16 protein-coding genes are annotated in these 14,839 nt (G+C 64.3%); 3 read left to right on the forward strand and 13 right to left on the reverse strand.

Translation table 11 applies throughout. From position 1 onward, the window contains the following. Window positions 1–35 precede the first annotated feature (35 nt). Window positions 36–1,916 carry a DNA/RNA helicase domain-containing protein gene (locus ACWDSJ_RS06115; RefSeq protein WP_450029605.1) on the forward strand — a complete coding sequence of 627 codons (1,881 nt, stop codon included), beginning with the start codon at window positions 36–38 and terminating at the stop codon, window positions 1,914–1,916. Between the two features lie 8 nt (window positions 1,917–1,924). Here ACWDSJ_RS06115 and ACWDSJ_RS06120 read toward each other — a convergent pair whose 3' ends face one another. From ACWDSJ_RS06120 to ACWDSJ_RS06130, 3 genes are all read right to left on the reverse strand, one after another. Beyond that, window positions 1,925–3,724 (reverse strand): UvrD-helicase domain-containing protein, encoded by a 1,800-nt coding sequence (locus tag ACWDSJ_RS06120; protein WP_450029607.1) that lies wholly within the window; start codon window positions 3,722–3,724, stop codon window positions 1,925–1,927. A 331-nt stretch (window positions 3,725–4,055) separates the two neighbouring features. After that, window positions 4,056–4,544, reverse strand: a complete 489-nt coding sequence (locus ACWDSJ_RS06125; protein WP_450029609.1) for a DUF2247 family protein — start codon at window positions 4,542–4,544, stop codon at window positions 4,056–4,058. Between the two features lie 65 nt (window positions 4,545–4,609). Then, window positions 4,610–5,068 carry a hypothetical protein gene (locus tag ACWDSJ_RS06130; protein ID WP_450029611.1) on the reverse strand — a complete coding sequence of 153 codons (459 nt, stop codon included), beginning with the start codon at window positions 5,066–5,068 and terminating at the stop codon, window positions 4,610–4,612. A gap of 50 nt (window positions 5,069–5,118) precedes the next feature. Here ACWDSJ_RS06130 and ACWDSJ_RS06135 point away from each other — a divergent pair, with 50 nt between their 5' ends. Then, window positions 5,119–5,406, forward strand: a complete 288-nt coding sequence (locus tag ACWDSJ_RS06135) for a hypothetical protein (RefSeq protein WP_450029613.1) — start codon at window positions 5,119–5,121, stop codon at window positions 5,404–5,406. Window position 5,407: 1 nt separating this feature from the next. Here the strand turns inward: ACWDSJ_RS06135 and ACWDSJ_RS06140 are convergent, their stop codons facing one another. The 8 genes from ACWDSJ_RS06140 to rplN form a co-directional block, all read right to left on the reverse strand. After that, window positions 5,408–5,704: a hypothetical protein gene (locus ACWDSJ_RS06140; RefSeq protein ID WP_450029615.1), complete on the reverse strand. Its 297-nt coding sequence runs from the start codon at window positions 5,702–5,704 to the stop codon at window positions 5,408–5,410. 294 nt (window positions 5,705–5,998) lie between these two features. Continuing rightward, the gene (locus ACWDSJ_RS06145; RefSeq protein ID WP_450029617.1) at window positions 5,999–6,394 is read right to left on the reverse strand and encodes a hypothetical protein; all 396 of its coding nucleotides are present in this window, start codon (window positions 6,392–6,394) and stop codon (window positions 5,999–6,001) included. Beyond that, window positions 6,394–7,752 carry a hypothetical protein gene (locus ACWDSJ_RS06150; RefSeq protein ID WP_450029619.1) on the reverse strand — a complete coding sequence of 453 codons (1,359 nt, stop codon included), beginning with the start codon at window positions 7,750–7,752 and terminating at the stop codon, window positions 6,394–6,396. Before ACWDSJ_RS06150 ends, ACWDSJ_RS06145 begins: the two co-directional genes overlap by 1 nt. A 4-nt stretch (window positions 7,753–7,756) precedes the next feature. Then, window positions 7,757–8,056: a WXG100 family type VII secretion target gene (locus ACWDSJ_RS06155; protein WP_450029621.1), complete on the reverse strand. Its 300-nt coding sequence runs from the start codon at window positions 8,054–8,056 to the stop codon at window positions 7,757–7,759. Between the two features lie 189 nt (window positions 8,057–8,245). Then, entirely contained in the window at window positions 8,246–8,431 is a 186-nt protein-coding gene (locus ACWDSJ_RS06160; RefSeq protein WP_387362869.1) for a type Z 30S ribosomal protein S14, read from the reverse strand. Between the two features lie 2 nt (window positions 8,432–8,433). Next, entirely contained in the window at window positions 8,434–8,997 is a 564-nt protein-coding gene (gene rplE / locus ACWDSJ_RS06165) for a 50S ribosomal protein L5 (protein WP_387362871.1), read from the reverse strand. Further along, window positions 8,997–9,311 carry a 50S ribosomal protein L24 gene (gene rplX / locus ACWDSJ_RS06170; protein ID WP_387362873.1) on the reverse strand — a complete coding sequence of 105 codons (315 nt, stop codon included), beginning with the start codon at window positions 9,309–9,311 and terminating at the stop codon, window positions 8,997–8,999. Before rplX ends, rplE begins: the two co-directional genes overlap by 1 nt. Before the next feature lies 1 nt (window position 9,312). Beyond that, window positions 9,313–9,681 carry a 50S ribosomal protein L14 gene (gene rplN, locus ACWDSJ_RS06175; RefSeq protein ID WP_040745724.1) on the reverse strand — a complete coding sequence of 123 codons (369 nt, stop codon included), beginning with the start codon at window positions 9,679–9,681 and terminating at the stop codon, window positions 9,313–9,315. 348 nt (window positions 9,682–10,029) lie between these two features. Between rplN and ACWDSJ_RS06180 the strand changes: the two genes are divergently transcribed. Next, window positions 10,030–12,063: a M13 family metallopeptidase gene (locus ACWDSJ_RS06180; protein ID WP_450029624.1), complete on the forward strand. Its 2,034-nt coding sequence runs from the start codon at window positions 10,030–10,032 to the stop codon at window positions 12,061–12,063. Between the two features lie 9 nt (window positions 12,064–12,072). Here ACWDSJ_RS06180 and ACWDSJ_RS06185 read toward each other — a convergent pair whose 3' ends face one another. Continuing rightward, a complete protein-coding gene (locus ACWDSJ_RS06185) occupies window positions 12,073–12,654 on the reverse strand; it encodes a Uma2 family endonuclease (RefSeq protein ID WP_387362878.1) in 582 nt (193 codons plus the stop codon). 36 nt (window positions 12,655–12,690) lie between these two features. Continuing rightward, entirely contained in the window at window positions 12,691–14,814 is a 2,124-nt protein-coding gene (locus tag ACWDSJ_RS06190; RefSeq protein ID WP_387362880.1) for an amylo-alpha-1,6-glucosidase, read from the reverse strand. Window positions 14,815–14,839 lie beyond the last annotated feature (25 nt).

The raw sequence follows: 14,839 nt of genomic DNA on the forward strand, positions 1-14,839 counted from the left end.
CGCACGATCATTCGTGCTATCCGGGGGTTCCTGCCTTGCCGAACCAGGTGTACCGTTCGACCGCCGAAGAGGTGCTGGCGCTGTCCGCGCAGAATCAGCTGTCCGCGATGGTGACCGAGCATTTGGGTCGTACTCGGCGGGAACGGCCCACCGCCGAACAACGGTCCTGGGATGTGAGTTTGCCGTGGATCGCGCGGGATCTCGCCGAGATCGGCCTGGAAAAGACGCAGATGCTCATCGAGTACCGGCTGCCCGAATCCAGCCGCCGGGCTGATGTGATTCTGGCGGGCGCACATCCGCAGACCGGCGAGGACAGCTATGTGGTCGTCGAACTGAAGCAGTGGAGCCGGGCGGAGACCGTGTGGAATTTGGACCGCATCGTCCGGGCCTCGGGAATTCCGAACGAACAGTTGCATCCGATCGATCAGGTGCGCGGCTACTGCCGGTATCTCACCCAGTTCGTCGAGATCCTGCACGCTCGTCCCCATGCGGTGAGCGGAGTGGCGTATCTGCACAACGCCACCGAGAATTCGGTGACCGCGCTGCGCGCCCGACAGCCGGACCGAATGGGCCGCCTGTTCACCGGTGATCAACACGACGAGTTCCTGGAATTCCTGCGGAGCCAGCTCGCCCCGCAACCCGCGGGCGATGCCGCCGAACGCCTGCTCAGCAGTCCCCTCAGACCCAAGCCGAATCTGTTCTCCTTCACCGGGGCCGAACTCCGGGCCGCCACCGAATACACCCTGCTCGACCAGCAGAAACTGGCCTACGAGACGGTGATGAACCAGGTGCGTGCGGCACACCGGTCCAATCACAAGAGCGTCGTCATCGTCACCGGCGGACCGGGCAGCGGTAAGAGCCTCATCGCGGTTTCCCTACTCGCCGAACTGCATCGGGACGGATATCGCGTTCGGCACGCCACCGGATCACTGGCTTTCACCGAATCGCTTCGCAAGTTCCCGGCGAAGGGTTCGACCGAATTGCAGGGCCTGTTCAAATACTTTCGGAACTTCGCCACCCTGGGCGAGAACGAACTCGACGTCCTCATCTGCGACGAGGCCCACCGCATCCGCGAGGTATCGACGAACCGCTTCACCCCCAAGGCCGCGCGCACCGGCCGCCCGCAACTCGACGAACTGATGTCGGTCGCGCGGGTGCCGGTATTCCTCCTCGACGAACATCAGGTCGTGCGTCCCGATGAAGTCGGACGGGTCCAGGAGATCAAACGCCATGCGGCCCGTTCCGGGCATATCGTGCACGAGATCGAATTGGACGGACAGTTCCGCTGCGGCGGCAGCGGGGCCTACGACGAATGGGTTCGACGCCTGCTCGGCCTGCGGGAAGGCGGCCCCACGCCCTGGACCGGCGATCCCACATTCGAGGTCCACGTCGCGAACTCGCCCCGAGAGATGGAGGATTTCCTCCGCGCCAAGAACGCGGAAGGCCTCACCGCCCGCATCGCCGCGGGTTACTGCTGGCCGTGGAGTTCACCCAAGGATGACGGCACCCTGGTCGACGACGTCGTGATCGGTGAGTGGAAACGGCCGTGGAATCTGCGCGGCGATCGTGCGGTCGGCGACGCCCCGCCGAGCCCGTTGTGGGCGACGGATCCGCGGGGGTTCGGGCAGATCGGGTGTGTGTATACCGCGCAGGGATTCGAATATGATTGGGCGGGAATCATTTTCGGACCCGATCTCGTCGTGCGCGACGGGCAGTTCGTCTCGGTCCGAGAGGGCACCCGCGATCCCGCGCTCAAGGGTAAGAAGAATAATCCGGTCTCCGATGAAACCTTCGACACGTTGGTGCGCAATGTGTACAAGGTGCTGTTGACCAGAGGGATGCGGGGTGCCGTCGTCTACTCGGTGGATCCGGAGACTCGTGCCTTTCTCTCCGAGTTGGTGGGTTCGACCGTCTAGATCGCGGCCTACTCGCCGATGATTCCGAGCCAGGCGTATTCGCGTGCCCGGGTGATGGCGACGAATCTCTGGTTCGCCGACAATTCGGCCCGGTCCCGCTCCGAATCGGTCGCGGGCTCCAGCGGCCCCGACCTGGTGAAATACGGATGGAGAACCGCCCTGAAATCGAGGCCCTTGGCTCGGAACACGGTTCCGATCTTCACCGACTCCTCCGCGTCGTCGCCGCAGTAGTCCTGAAGGTCCTGGAAGGGAATGCCCCAGCGCCGCAGGGCGTTTCGGAATCGGATGGTCTCGTGATTGGTCCGAGTGATGAGGGCCGTCGCCGAGAGCGGGATGCCCTTCTCCCGAATCCGCTGGAGTTGCTCGTGAATCGCCTCCTCGACCTCGGCATCCGTACCGGACCAGGTGACGGCGTCGCCGCCGGAGAGCGCGGTCTGGGCGCGGCCGAGCGTGACGGCGGGAATACCGTCGAGATCATCCACGAGATTGCGGCCTTCGAAGGACGCGGCCAGCCGCATGACCTCAGCGCAATTGCGATAATTGACCTTCAGCAATTCGCCGCGGCCGACGATTCGGATCCCCGCGTCCGCGATCCGCCAACCGCCCGCGTAGATCTTCTGCTGTCCATCGCCGACCAGCAGGAGCGCATTGGGCGCGTCACCGGGGATGGCGTGCACGAGCCGCAATCCCTGCACCGTCATATCCTGCACCTCGTCGACGACGACCATGTCGTACCGGTCGTCGAGCGGTTCACGCTGAAGTTCGCGCAGGGCCGCGGTGATCAGGTCATTGGCGTCGAGAAAATTCATTTCTTCGCGAATCTTCTCGTATTCGCGGAAGAGCTTCCAGACGGCCGCGCGGGCGTCACGGCGCAACACTCCGCTGCGGCCCCGTCGCACGACGGACGCGTACTCCTCGAAATCCTCGGTACCCATACCACGGCCCTTGATCAGCCGGTCGATCTCGGCGCGCCAATAGCGGTTGTCCGGTTCGATCGCACCGAGCGGTCCCCGGCTGCCCACTCTCGACCACGCGAGATTGAAGGCGTTGTCGGCCTTGGTCAGGTTCATCGTGACGTGGTGATTTCGACTGTCCAGCAGCTGCCCGGCCCAGGCATGCAGGGTCATGAACTGGGCGCGGTCGGCGGCGAAGGGCGCCAACCGCGCGAAGGCTCGTTCCTGGCAGCGCGGCAGATTGCGAACGAAGGTGGTGAACAGCAGTTTTCCGGTCGTACGATGTGCGCGGCTCGCCATCCGATGCAGCGCGACGACCGTCTTTCCGGTACCGGCCGGCCCGGCGATGCGAGCGGGGCCGCTGTAATTCTTCGTCACCAAGGCGCGCTGTGCGGGATCGAGGAATGTCATCCAGGACGGAAGCGGTTCGCGCAGCGCCCGTTCCCGCTCCTGGTCGACAAGTTCATCGACTCCGATCAGCGCGTCGGCGCCGGTGGTCTCGGGCCGGTCTTCGACAGACAGCGAGACCAGTTGGCGGTCGCGTTGCGCCGCTGCCCGAGCCAATCCGTCGGCGGCTCCGCGAGACAGGCGTTTGGGCCCGGCGATCGCCCGTGGATAGTCGATCTCACTGACCACCAGGAACCGGCCATCACTTCGAACCCGCTGGTGCGGTGCGGTCACCAGAACCAATCGCACTGTGTCCGTGACGAATTCGTGTGGCGACCCGCTCACCCTCACACCATCCAGCAGTTGCTGGAGGTGGGCCCGCAATCGTGCGATCTCGGTCCCGTCGAGCGGCTGATCGCCGAATACAAAGGCAAAGACGCCGCCCGTGCCGATCAGCAACAGGCCCACTCGATCGCTCGTCGACTCCGGCCGATCCCGTACCAAAACATGCCAGCCGCGCCGATCGGCCAGCAGACCGGATATGACGTTGCGCCGACGTGTCGGCATCGGCCCCAACTCGCTGATCGCCCGCTCGACGGCGAGTCGCCGCCGCTCCTGATTGAAGCTCGTTCCACCGCTCACGTACGAACCCCCACATTCGTCGACGCTGGTTGACGAAGACAGTTCCAGAGTGACGGGTTCGGGAGCGGATCGCAATAGTGGCTGAAATCGACGTGGTCCAATGGTCCTTGATTAGCGCGCACGGCCGCGGCATGGATGACAGACCGAAAGGCCGGTTCTACCGCGCCTCGTGATACCGTTGCCAGCTCTCCGACAGGTAATCGCGCAGACGCTCCTCGAGCCCTTCGAATCCGGGCGTCCCGTCCGTGAGCGGAGGCAGGCATGGAATGAACGGCTCCATCTCCGGCGGATAATCGAACTCGGCATACAGCTTTTCGATTGCTAGAAAGGGCTTTCCCTCGAAATCGGAGGGGTGCTCATAAACCCAGGCCACGGTCAGATAGACCCAGACCGCGCGCCCATCGACGACCAGACGATCAACCAGATCATCGACCTTGCCGAGCTCATCGGAGAGAAGCAACGAAAGTGACTCGACCACCTCCATGGGCTCGGTCTCCGGCACAACGTCCGTCATCGCCAAGCGAACCACGTCCAGGTCCGTGATCCACCCATTGCGGTAGCCGTAGCCGAGTTCGCGCGGGGTCAACTTGGCCCTCGACTCGATGAACGATGCCGGTAACTCGAACCGGATCAGCGCTTCGCTCATTTCACGGCTCCATCTCGGAAAGAATCAACCGTACAACCGCTCATAAACCTCTCGAGCCCGGACCTTCAGCTCTTCCTCATCCAAATCCCCAGTGCGCTCATGAAGATGAGGGTCTCCGACGTAGTCGTGCACGAAATCCAGTGGCCCTGAGAACCCGCGACTACAGCCGCAGGTGACGTTGCCGGACACTCCGGGAGGAACAGCTTCCAACCGTTTCGAAAAGCGACTCTAGCCCCGCCGGATTTGAAAAACACCGGCGAAAGAATCTCGGATTTCAGTGCATTCTCGACTTCGTCCCGACGCCAATGTCCGATCTGGTGACGCCCGATCGCATCCTTGGCAACCGATTGCGGCGACAGCTCAGCGTCGTAACCGATCACAATCAGGAAATCCGTGTCCAGAAGAAGGCCGACCTCCTCCGGACGCCAATCCACCCCCACCACGCGACCGCCCCGCAGCGGCAGGAGGATCCAACGGTCCTCGTGCTCGATGATCTCCGGATGCATGCTCTCGCTTTCGCTCATTCCCCGAGCTCATCGAGGATGTCTCTGAGTCCGTACCGGTAACCCGACGATTGGGCGATCTGCCGTCGAAGCTGCAGTACGTCGCCTCGACCGCTGACCTGACCCGCGCGATCACGATCATGGTGCGCCACAACTTCTCTCAGGTCGCCGTTATCGATGACAACGGCACCGATTATGGCAAAGCACACGTTGCAAAGGACCCGACGACGCGATTGTGTGTGTTGCGGCCGTCGACCACGACGCGCTGCTACTCGATCAGATACGCACGATCGACAACGGTTTCGTCTTGCGCGCTCGACCGAACGCCGTTCTCGCCAATTGTGTCCGGCGCACCCTGAATCAGTCGCCACTGAACCAGAGGTAGCCATGAAGGAGAATAGCCTGCTCTGCGGCTGCGGAGAGGACCGCAATCATTTCCCCCTCATGATCGTCCTTCGGCCTCATCCCCGCTAGCTCCTTGAGAAAGAACTTGAGCTGATACGAATTGAACATGGTATCCGCGTACCTGTGGATCCCCCTCATCATCGATCCCAAGGGAACCTCGAGCACCGAATCGGAAAGCCATTGCCCAACTGGACCCGAAACGTATTCCAACCGTTGATGATTCATGTCTTGAATCGCGACATCGATGGCCAAGCGTCCTCCTAGATCGGGTACATGTTGATGATGGTCCCCCAGCGGTCGGTGACCACCTTGTAGCGGGCACAACCGTCCCACGCGGGTGATGTCGATCGCGTCGGCTCTGCCGAACCCGCACCAACACGGGCCAGTCACGCCGGTCGGCCAGCAGGCCGGATATGGCACTCTGCGACCGTGGTCTCGGCGCGGGAGAGCGGTGGCGATGCAGCGGTGGACGCCGTGGCCGAAGGCAATGTGGGTTTGGAGGATGGGAACGTCATCGTCGCGCCCCCGGCGCCACACTCCCGAGAATCAGGAATCGTCCGACATTCGTGCCATGTTCTGCACGATCAGCTCGAAGTCCAACACGGCCTGTCGGCAGAAATCTTGGTCGTTTCGCATGAGTAGGGCCACAGCGCTCGCATCGGTGGGCAGGCTCTGCCGTTCTTGTTCTTCGAGCACTCGAGCCGGGACAAGAACCCAATTCCTTCGACTCGTGTCGAAGGCCCAGTCGATCAGAAGATCCTCCGCACCGACGAGCTGCTGAATCTTTTCCGCGACCCATGACGGGCGTGGTTCCGCGTACCGCCACACAATCAGCGGCGGGTCGTAGATCCCGGATTCTGTGATACCACCACCAAAGCGGTACCACTCCAATGTGCCGAAGCGTTTCAGCGTGGCAATGAACTCTGCGGGTCCTGCGGTCATCAGCGCACCGTCCTCACCTTGGCACCGGGATTGTCACCCAACATCTGTCTCTCCCATTCGGTTTTCGGAACGGGCTGCGGACTCAACCGCGGGTCGTAGACATAATTTCCGTCAGTGTACACTTCGTGGTACATGTATTCGGTCGAGTGCTCCTGCTCGCGTACGGACAGCGATGGCTTTCCGTCGGGTGGATCGACGCGAATGATCTCCCCCTCCCCATCGGCGGCCTCCTCCAGATCTTCTGCAATTTCCGAGCAGTCATAGTTCGGATGAATTCCGTTGGCCAGCATCTGCGTCATCTTGTCCGTGACAGCCTGATTCGGTGCAGGCATCGCCGCGCCACCGGCGTGCGAGTCGTCTGAGCCCGAATCGCTGAGGTCTGCCATTTTCACGGTGATTGCTGCGATCGCGGCCAGCCCGGATCTTATGGCCATGTCAGGCACATCTTTGAAGGCCTGCGTGGCTACCGCAGCGGTCGCTACCCCGCTTACCACCCCAGTGACTTTCATCAATCGGCTCACGCTGATGGTATTTCGAATGACATTGACAGCATCGGCCACAATGACGGCAATACCGCCGGCTTCCGCGACAGCGCTCACCCCGGCGGTGAAAATCGAGAGGGCTACGGCCACCGCAACACTGGCCGCCAGCGCCTTGACCGTCTCTTCAACCTCCACGGCGACCTGGCTGCGCATCTCGCCGAGGGCGGCGTTGAAGTCGGAGACCGGCGGGCCGAAGGCCAAGGCGCCCTGCGCGATTCCCGACGCGCCGGTTCGCAGCGTCTCGAGATTACGAAGAATGTCGTCGACATTCGGGTGCCCGTGATCGAAAAGTTCCTTGATCGCCTGAATTTTGTCGGCCGCCGAATGGATGCCATCGTGTCCTGCGGCAGCGGTCCATGCGGTGGCGGCCTTGGCCAGCTTGTCGCGATCACCATTGGGAATTTTGCCGAGAGCCTTCACCAGTTGATCGAATGTGTCGACTCCGGGACCGTTATCGCCGGTGGCGGAGGGAATTATGTGATACTCACGTCCGGAGAAAATCGCACCTTGGAGACTGGGAAGGGGTGGCTTCGAATGGTTGCTGGTGCCGTAGTTGAAACCGGTGGCCGCAAGTGCATCACCATATTTCGCCAACGCGTTGCACAGGGTCATCCACGTCGAGATGACATCCTCGGCGTGCCTGTCGTACGCCTTCGACCATTCGACCGTTTCCCGTGAATCGCCCGCCATTCGCTCGCACTCTTCGAGTGTGCTCAGCAATCCACGCAGAACATCGGCGATTTCACTGGCTAATGTATGACATCGATCAGCCGCGTCGTAGTAGGTCTGCCAGTCGAGTGCGATGGGGTTGCCCACACCGTCACCCGCCCCCGTGCATCTGCCTACTCAGTTCGACCGCACGAGTGTAGCGCTCGTGAGCTCTTCTTGCCGCATGACTCACCTCGGCGACGCCCCGAGCGAATTCGCGTGCGGCCGAACTCCATTGCGCGTGGGCTTCGGCGTAGGCGGAAGCAGCCAGAGACTCCCAGCTACCGTGCCGCAGCGATCCGATCTTGTTATCCAACTCGTCCAGATGGCTCGTGACAAAGCTGGACAAGCCGTTCAAGCGAGAGGCGATCTGGTCGAGCTGCTCGAGGTCGACGCGGAATTCCGAACTCATACCACGGCCAGACGGTCGAGTGTCGGATTCATTGCGCCGAGAACGAAAAGAAAGCCTCCACCCCATCTTCCCCCTGCACTCATAGCTCGTGACCATATCGAGGTCCCGAGCCCGTGTCCACCCTCATCGAGATACGCGAGTGCGGTGGTCCGTCCTCGGATGGACCACCGCACTCAGCGTAGTGAAGTCCTACCAGGAAGCCTTGTGCACCCCGGGCAGCTCACCCTTGTGCGCCATATCCCGCAAGCACACACGGCACAACCCGAACTTGCGGAACACCGCGTGCGGCCGGCCGCAGCGCTGGCAGCGGGTGTAGGCGCGCACGCCGAACTTCGGCTTCCGGTTGGCCTTGTTGATCAGAGCTTTTTTAGCCATGCTCAGTTCTCCTTGAACGGGAAGCCGAGGTGACGCAGGAGGGCGCGGCCCTCTTCGTCGTTGGTGGCCGTGGTGACGACCGTGATGTCCATGCCGCGGGGGCGGTCGATCTTGTCGACGTCGATCTCGTGGAACATCGACTGCTCCGAGAGACCGAAGGTGTAGTTGCCGTTGCCGTCGAACTGCTTCGGCGACAGGCCGCGGAAGTCGCGGATTCGGGGGAGGGCGATGGACACGAGGCGGTCCAGGAACTCCCACATGCGGTCGCCGCGCAGGGTGACGCGGGCGCCGATCGGCATGCCCTCACGCAGCTTGAACTGCGCGATGGACTTGCGGGCCTTGCGGATCTCCGGCTTCTGACCGGTGATCAGGGCCAGGTCGGCGACGGCGCCGTTGATCAGCTTGGCGTCGCGGGCGGCGTCGCCGACGCCCATGTTCACCACGACCTTCACCACGCCCGGGATCTGCATCACGTTGGCGTAGTTGAATTCCTTGTTCAGCGCGTCCTTGATTTCCTCGCGGTAGCGCAGCTTCAGCCGGGGCTGGATCTTCTCGGTGGTGGTCATCAGATGTCCTTCCCGTTGCGACGGGAGATACGCACCCGCTTGCCGTTCTCGTCGGTGCGGTAGCCCACGCGGGACGGCTTGCCGTCGGAGTCGACGACCATCACGTTCGACACGTGGATGGGCGCCTCCTGGGTCACGATGCCGCCCGAGCTGGCGCCGCGCTGGTTCGCGGAGTTCGCGACGTGCTTCTTGATGCGGTTCACGCCCTCGACCAGGACCCGCTGCTCCTTCGGGTAGGCCTGGATGACCTTGCCCTTGGCGCCCTTGTCCTTACCCGAGATAACGATCACGGTGTCGCCCTTGTGCACCTTCATGTCAGAGCACCTCCGGGGCCAGCGAAACGATCTTCATGAAACGCTTGTCGCGCAGCTCGCGGCCGACGGGGCCGAAGATGCGGGTGCCGCGCGGATCGTTGTCCGCCTTGATCAGCACCGCGGCGTTCTCGTCGAAACGGATGTAGCTGCCATCCGGACGCCGGCGCTCCTTGGTGGTGCGCACGACGACGGCCTTGACGACATCGCCCTTCTTGACGTTGCCGCCGGGGATGGCGTCCTTCACGGTGGCGACGATCACGTCGCCGATACCGGCATAGCGACGCGACGAACCGCCGAGCACGCGGATGCAGAGGATCTCCTTGGCACCCGTGTTGTCGGCGACGCGCAGCCGCGACTCTTGCTGAATCACTTCAGCTCTCCTCCTGGACCTGGACGATATGCACGCCGGATTACCGACCCGACGGGCATGGTCAGCTGCCCCTCGAACGCGCGCCTGCCAGCGGATTCTCGCGATCGAAGCGATCACCACTGGGGGTTCACGGCCGAAGTGCGGGCACAACTGTCCCGCAGGCAACCTGGCCAGTGTAGCGAAGGCGCAGGTGGTCCCCAAATCCCGGCCCGAGAGCGCGGCCGGGAGCAGAGAGAAGGGAGGCGCGGGCGATGCCCCTCGACGGCCCGGCGGGATGACGCGGGAACGCCGGAGACATTAGCCTCGATCGCACAGCCAGATCGCCATACCGTCGGGAAGAGGTTGCCTGTGACATCTCGAGGCCGGGCCCGCCTGGATCGTCGTTCGTTTCTGATCGCGCTGGGGGCGGTGCCGGTGGCGACCGCGCTGGTGGCGTGTTCGAAACAGTCGGCGCCGGTGCAGTTGCACGGGGCCGATCTGTCGGGGGTGGATCCGGCGGTGCGGCCGCAGGACGATCTGTACCGGCACGTCAACGGGAAGTGGCTGCGGGAGTATCAGCTGCCCCCGGACAAGAACAGCTTCGGCACGTTCGACGAGGTGTCCGATCGGGTCGAGGGGCAGCTGCGCGAGATCGTCGAGGCCATCAAGGACCCGAAGGACGGCACGCCCGAGCAGCAGATCCGCGACCTGTACGACGCGCGGATGGATCTGGACACGATCGAGAAGCTCGGCATGTCGCCGTTGCAGGACCTGTTCGACAAGGTGGACAAGGCCCCGACGAAGGCAGACCTCGCGAAGGTGATGGGCGAGCTGCCGATCGCCGGGCTGATCGGGCTGAACGTCTCGGTCGATCAGAAGGATTCCAACGCCTACATCCCGTACGTGAGCCAGTCCGGCATCGGCCTCGGCGAGCAGTACTACCGCAAGCCCGAACAGGCCGACAAGCTCGCCGCCTACCGCACCTATCTCGAACGCATCGCCACCGGCGCGGGCTTCCCCGATCCGGCGGGGATGGCGCAACGGGTGTTCGATCTGGAGAAGCGGATCGCCGCGGGCTTCTGGGACAACGTGCGCACCCGCGACAGCGACGCCACCTACAACCTCAAGTCCTGGAACGAATTGGTCGCTCTCGCACCGACTTTCGAATGGGACGCCTGGCTGGCGGGCACGACCGACCGGCCCAAGAACCTGTTCGACAAGATCGTCGTCGGCGAGCCGTCGTTCGTCACCGCGGCGGGCAAGCTGTGGACCGAGACCGATATCGCCGTGCTGCGCGAGTATCTGAAGCTCTATCTCGTGCGCGAGTTCGCCCGCTTCCTGAAGAAGGACATCTCCGACGCCAATTTCGACTTCTTCGGCAAGGTGATGAACGGGACGCAGCAGCGGCCCGAACTGTGGAAGTCGGCGATCGGAACGGTCAACCAGTACGCCGGGGAGCAGCTCGGAAAGGCTTATGTCGCAAAGCATTTCCCGCCCGACGCGAAGGACCGCGCGAAGGAGATGGTCAACGACATCATCGCCGCCTACCGCGACAACTTCCACAATTCGAGCTGGATGTCCCCGCAGACCCGGGACGCGGCCATCGCCAAACTGGACAAGATCACCGTCAAGATCGGCTATCCCGACAAGTGGGTGGACTATTCGACGCTGAAGGTGACCCGCGGGAAATTGATCGAATCCCTGCGCGCCATCAACACTTTCGAGTCCAAGCGCAGCATGAATCATCTCGGCACGCCGGTCGACAAGCTGGAATGGGGCATGGCCCCGCAGGAGGTCAACGCCTACTACTCCGCCGCCTCCAATTCGATCAACTTCCCCGCCGCGATCCTGCAGGCCCCCTTCTTCGACAAGGACGCCGAACCCGCGGTGAACTACGGCGCGATCGGCGCCACCATCGGCCACGAGATCGGCCACGGCTTCGACGATCAGGGCTCGAAGTACGACGGCGACGGCAACCGGCGCAACTGGTGGACCCCGGCGGACCGCGCCGCCTTCGACACCCGTACCAAACAGCTCATCGACCAGTACGACGCGCTGGTCCCCGAGGGCATCGATCAGCACGTCAACGGCGAACTCACCGTCGGCGAGAACCTCGCCGACCTGCGCGGCCTGATGATCTCCCTCGCCGCCTACCGCCTCGCCGAGAAGCGCAAGGGCCGCGACACCCCCGACTACACCGACATGTTCCGCTCCTGGGCCCGCAACTGGCGCACCAAGTCCACCGCCGAGTACACCGAGTGGCTGGTCACCAACGACGTCCACTCCCCCAGCGAGTTCCGCTGCAACCAGGTCGTCCGCAACCTCCCGGAGTTCTACGCCACCTTCGACGTCAAGGAGACCGACAAACTCTTCCTGCCCCAGGACCAGCGCGTCAGTTTGTGACCCGACGGTTCAGCGCGCCAATTCCGACAACACGACCTCCCCGACCACCACATGCTCCAGCCGCAGCACCCCGCCGCGGTGGAACTGGTGGAGCCGGTATTCACCCGCGTGCGCGTCGAGGCGGAATTCCAGAACGTCCTCGATCTCGTACTTGTCGTTCAGGACGATAACGAGATAGAGCGGGATTCCCACGCGGGCGTACTGGGCCTTCTTGTCGAGGAGGTCCTCGGCGGCGGTGGACGGGGACGACACCTCGACGACGATCAGGGTGTCGCCCGCTTCGGGCTTGGCGCCGGGCTCGTCCAGGCAGCGGTAGACCACCACGTCCGGGCGGCGGAAGGTGAATTTCGGGACCCGCCAGAGGACCACGTCGATATCGGTCTCGGCCCGGACGCACGGTTCGGTGCTGGGGAGCCGCTCGAGCTCGTTGGCGAGTCGCCGAGCGATCCGATTGTGCTCGGGGCTCGGCGATTCGCACACGATGACATGACCGTGGACGATCTCGATCTCGCGGGCGATGTCCTCGGGCAGCCGACGGTACTGCTCCTCGGTCATCTGGTGCGGGAGCGAATCCACCGCCTGGATGGTCATGTCGGAAAGCTTACCCAGCCGCAGGTCCGGACCCGCTCAATGCGTGATCAACCGCCAATCCTCCGGCAGATTCGACGCGACCACCCGCTGACCGTCCACCGCCAGATCGATCATCGATCCCCCCAGCCGGAGATCCGTGAGTTCCACTCGGCCCCACCGCGACGGCAGGTGGGGTAGCACGGTCAGGGAGCGGCGGGGGACGTCGGGGTCCAGGCCGAGGAACGAGCGGACCAGGAGGAGGGGGGCGGCGCTGGCCCAGGCCTGGGGGGAGCAGGAGGTGGGGTACGGGACGGGTGCGGAGAACCTGGATCTCGGGAAACCGCAGAACAATTCGGGCAGGCGGCCGCCGAAGGCCGCGGCGGCGTCGAGGAGGCCGTCGGCCAGGCGGGTGGCCAGGTCGACCGCGCCGGGGATGTGGCGGTAGCGCAGCAGGCCCGCGACCGCGATCGCGGTGTCGTGCGGCCACACCGAACCATTGTGGTAGCTCATGGGATTGAACGCGCCCATGCCGGAAGCCAGTGTGCGCAAACCGAATCCGGAGTCCATCTCGGCGGTGGACATGCGCTCGACCAGCTGCGCGGCGTGCTCGTCGGGCACGATACCCGACCACAGGCAGTGCCCCACATTGCTGGTGAGCGCGTCCACGCGGCGTTTCCCGCGATCGAGAGCCACGGCGTACCAACCCTTTTCGGGCATCCAGAACGCCTCGACGAATTTGGTGCGCAACGCCGAGGCGCGGTCGCGCAGGCGGGCGGCGACGATGACCTCACCGAACTCGTCGGCCAGTTCGGCGCGCGCCAGGAGGGCGGCGTACTGGTAGCCCTGCACCTCGCACAGCGCGATCGGCGACTCCGCGATGTGCCCGGCGATGTCGTTGATGCCGTCGAAGCTGTCCTTCCAGCCCTGGTTGATCAGGCCGCGGTCGGTGGCGCGCTGGTATTCGATGAAGCCGTCGCCGTCGCGGTCGCCGAAGTGCGACATCCAATCCAGCGCCGCGTCGGCGGCCGGGAGCAGGGCCGCGACCGCGTCCGAGGGCGCGCCCCAGCGCCTGGTCTCGGCCAGCAGCATGACGAAAAGCGGTGAGGCGTCGACGGTTCCGTAGTACGTCTCCCCGCCGAGCGCGAGACCGCTGGCCGGTCCGCGCCGGATCTCGTGCATGATGCGGCCGGGCTCCTCCTCGGTCAGCGGATCCACCCGCTGCCCTTGGGTTTCCGCGAGTTGCTGCATGGTTCCCAGCGCCAGGCTCACGTCCAGCGGCAGGGCCATCCAGGCGGTGAGCAGGCTGTCGCGGCCGAACAGCGTCATGAACCAGGGGGCTCCGGCGGCGACGAAGGTGCGGCCCTCGCGTTCGGAGTCGTGGATCCGCAACGCGCCCAGATCGCTCTCGGTGCGTTGCAGGACGGCGGTCAGCAGCGGATCGCCGCTGGTGAGCTTGGTGGCGGTGTCGCGCCACGCCTCGATCTTGCGGCTCGGTTCGCTCACCTCGAAGTGTTCGCCGGGCGGCAGCGTGGGCTGCACGCGCTGATTGGCCATCGTCGGCTGCGCGAGGACCTCGGTCTGCCAGCTGCCCCCGGCCGGGACCACCACCCGCCACGCCAGCGAACCCGGCATGATCAGGGGCGCCTCCGACGACGAGACGGCCAGGCCGCGGGCCCGGTCGGAACGGTCGTTGAGCAGCAGTTCGCTGTCGGTGACCAGCACCTCGGCGCGGCCGTTGCCCGCCCGGCCCTCCTTGACCGCGAACAGGTCGACGAAGTCCGCGTCGGCGAGCAGTTCGAGCGAGACGGCCGTGGGTTCGCGGCCGAGGTTCTCCAGCGTGATCTTCTCCCGCAGTCCGTCGGCGACCAGGCGTTCGCGCACCACCAGCAGCGTGCTGTCGGCCGCGCCCGCGCGCGGCGGCCGCCGCAGGATGAAACGCGCGGTGAAGGCCTCGGGGCTCAGCACCGACAGCGGCTCGGGCCGCTGCCCGTCCACCCGTAGTTCCCAGCGCGAGACCACGCGGGCGTCGCGATAGAACAGCCCGTGCGCGGTTTGCGGTTCGACGTCTCCCATGCGGTTCGACAGGCAGAAGGTGCTCCCCTCCACCAGAGTGACCGCGCCACCGGGACCGCCCACGGTCGACGGCTCGGCGGCGTTGAACGCGGCGGGCGCTCCGTTCACGCAGTGTCTCCTCTCCTAGGGGGAC

This window comes from Nocardia sp. NPDC003482 (assembly GCF_053588115.1).

Bases quoted from the DNA above. Each gene is read 5' to 3' on its own strand.
- ACWDSJ_RS06125 (WP_450029609.1), bottom strand. From the start codon at position 4,544: ATGAGCGAAGCGCTGATCCGGTTCGAGTTACCGGCATCGTTCATCGAG.
- ACWDSJ_RS06130 (WP_450029611.1), bottom strand. From the start codon at position 5,068: ATGAGCGAAAGCGAGAGCATGCATCCGGAGATCATCGAGCACGAGGAC.
- ACWDSJ_RS06145 (WP_450029617.1), bottom strand. From the start codon at position 6,394: ATGACCGCAGGACCCGCAGAGTTCATTGCCACGCTGAAACGCTTCGGC.
- ACWDSJ_RS06155 (WP_450029621.1), bottom strand. From the start codon at position 8,056: ATGAGTTCGGAATTCCGCGTCGACCTCGAGCAGCTCGACCAGATCGCC.
- ACWDSJ_RS06160 (WP_387362869.1), bottom strand. From the start codon at position 8,431: ATGGCTAAAAAAGCTCTGATCAACAAGGCCAACCGGAAGCCGAAGTTC.
- rplE (WP_387362871.1), bottom strand. From the start codon at position 8,997: ATGACCACCACCGAGAAGATCCAGCCCCGGCTGAAGCTGCGCTACCGC.
- rplX (WP_387362873.1), bottom strand. From the start codon at position 9,311: ATGAAGGTGCACAAGGGCGACACCGTGATCGTTATCTCGGGTAAGGAC.
- ACWDSJ_RS06185 (WP_387362878.1), bottom strand. From the start codon at position 12,654: ATGACCATCCAGGCGGTGGATTCGCTCCCGCACCAGATGACCGAGGAG.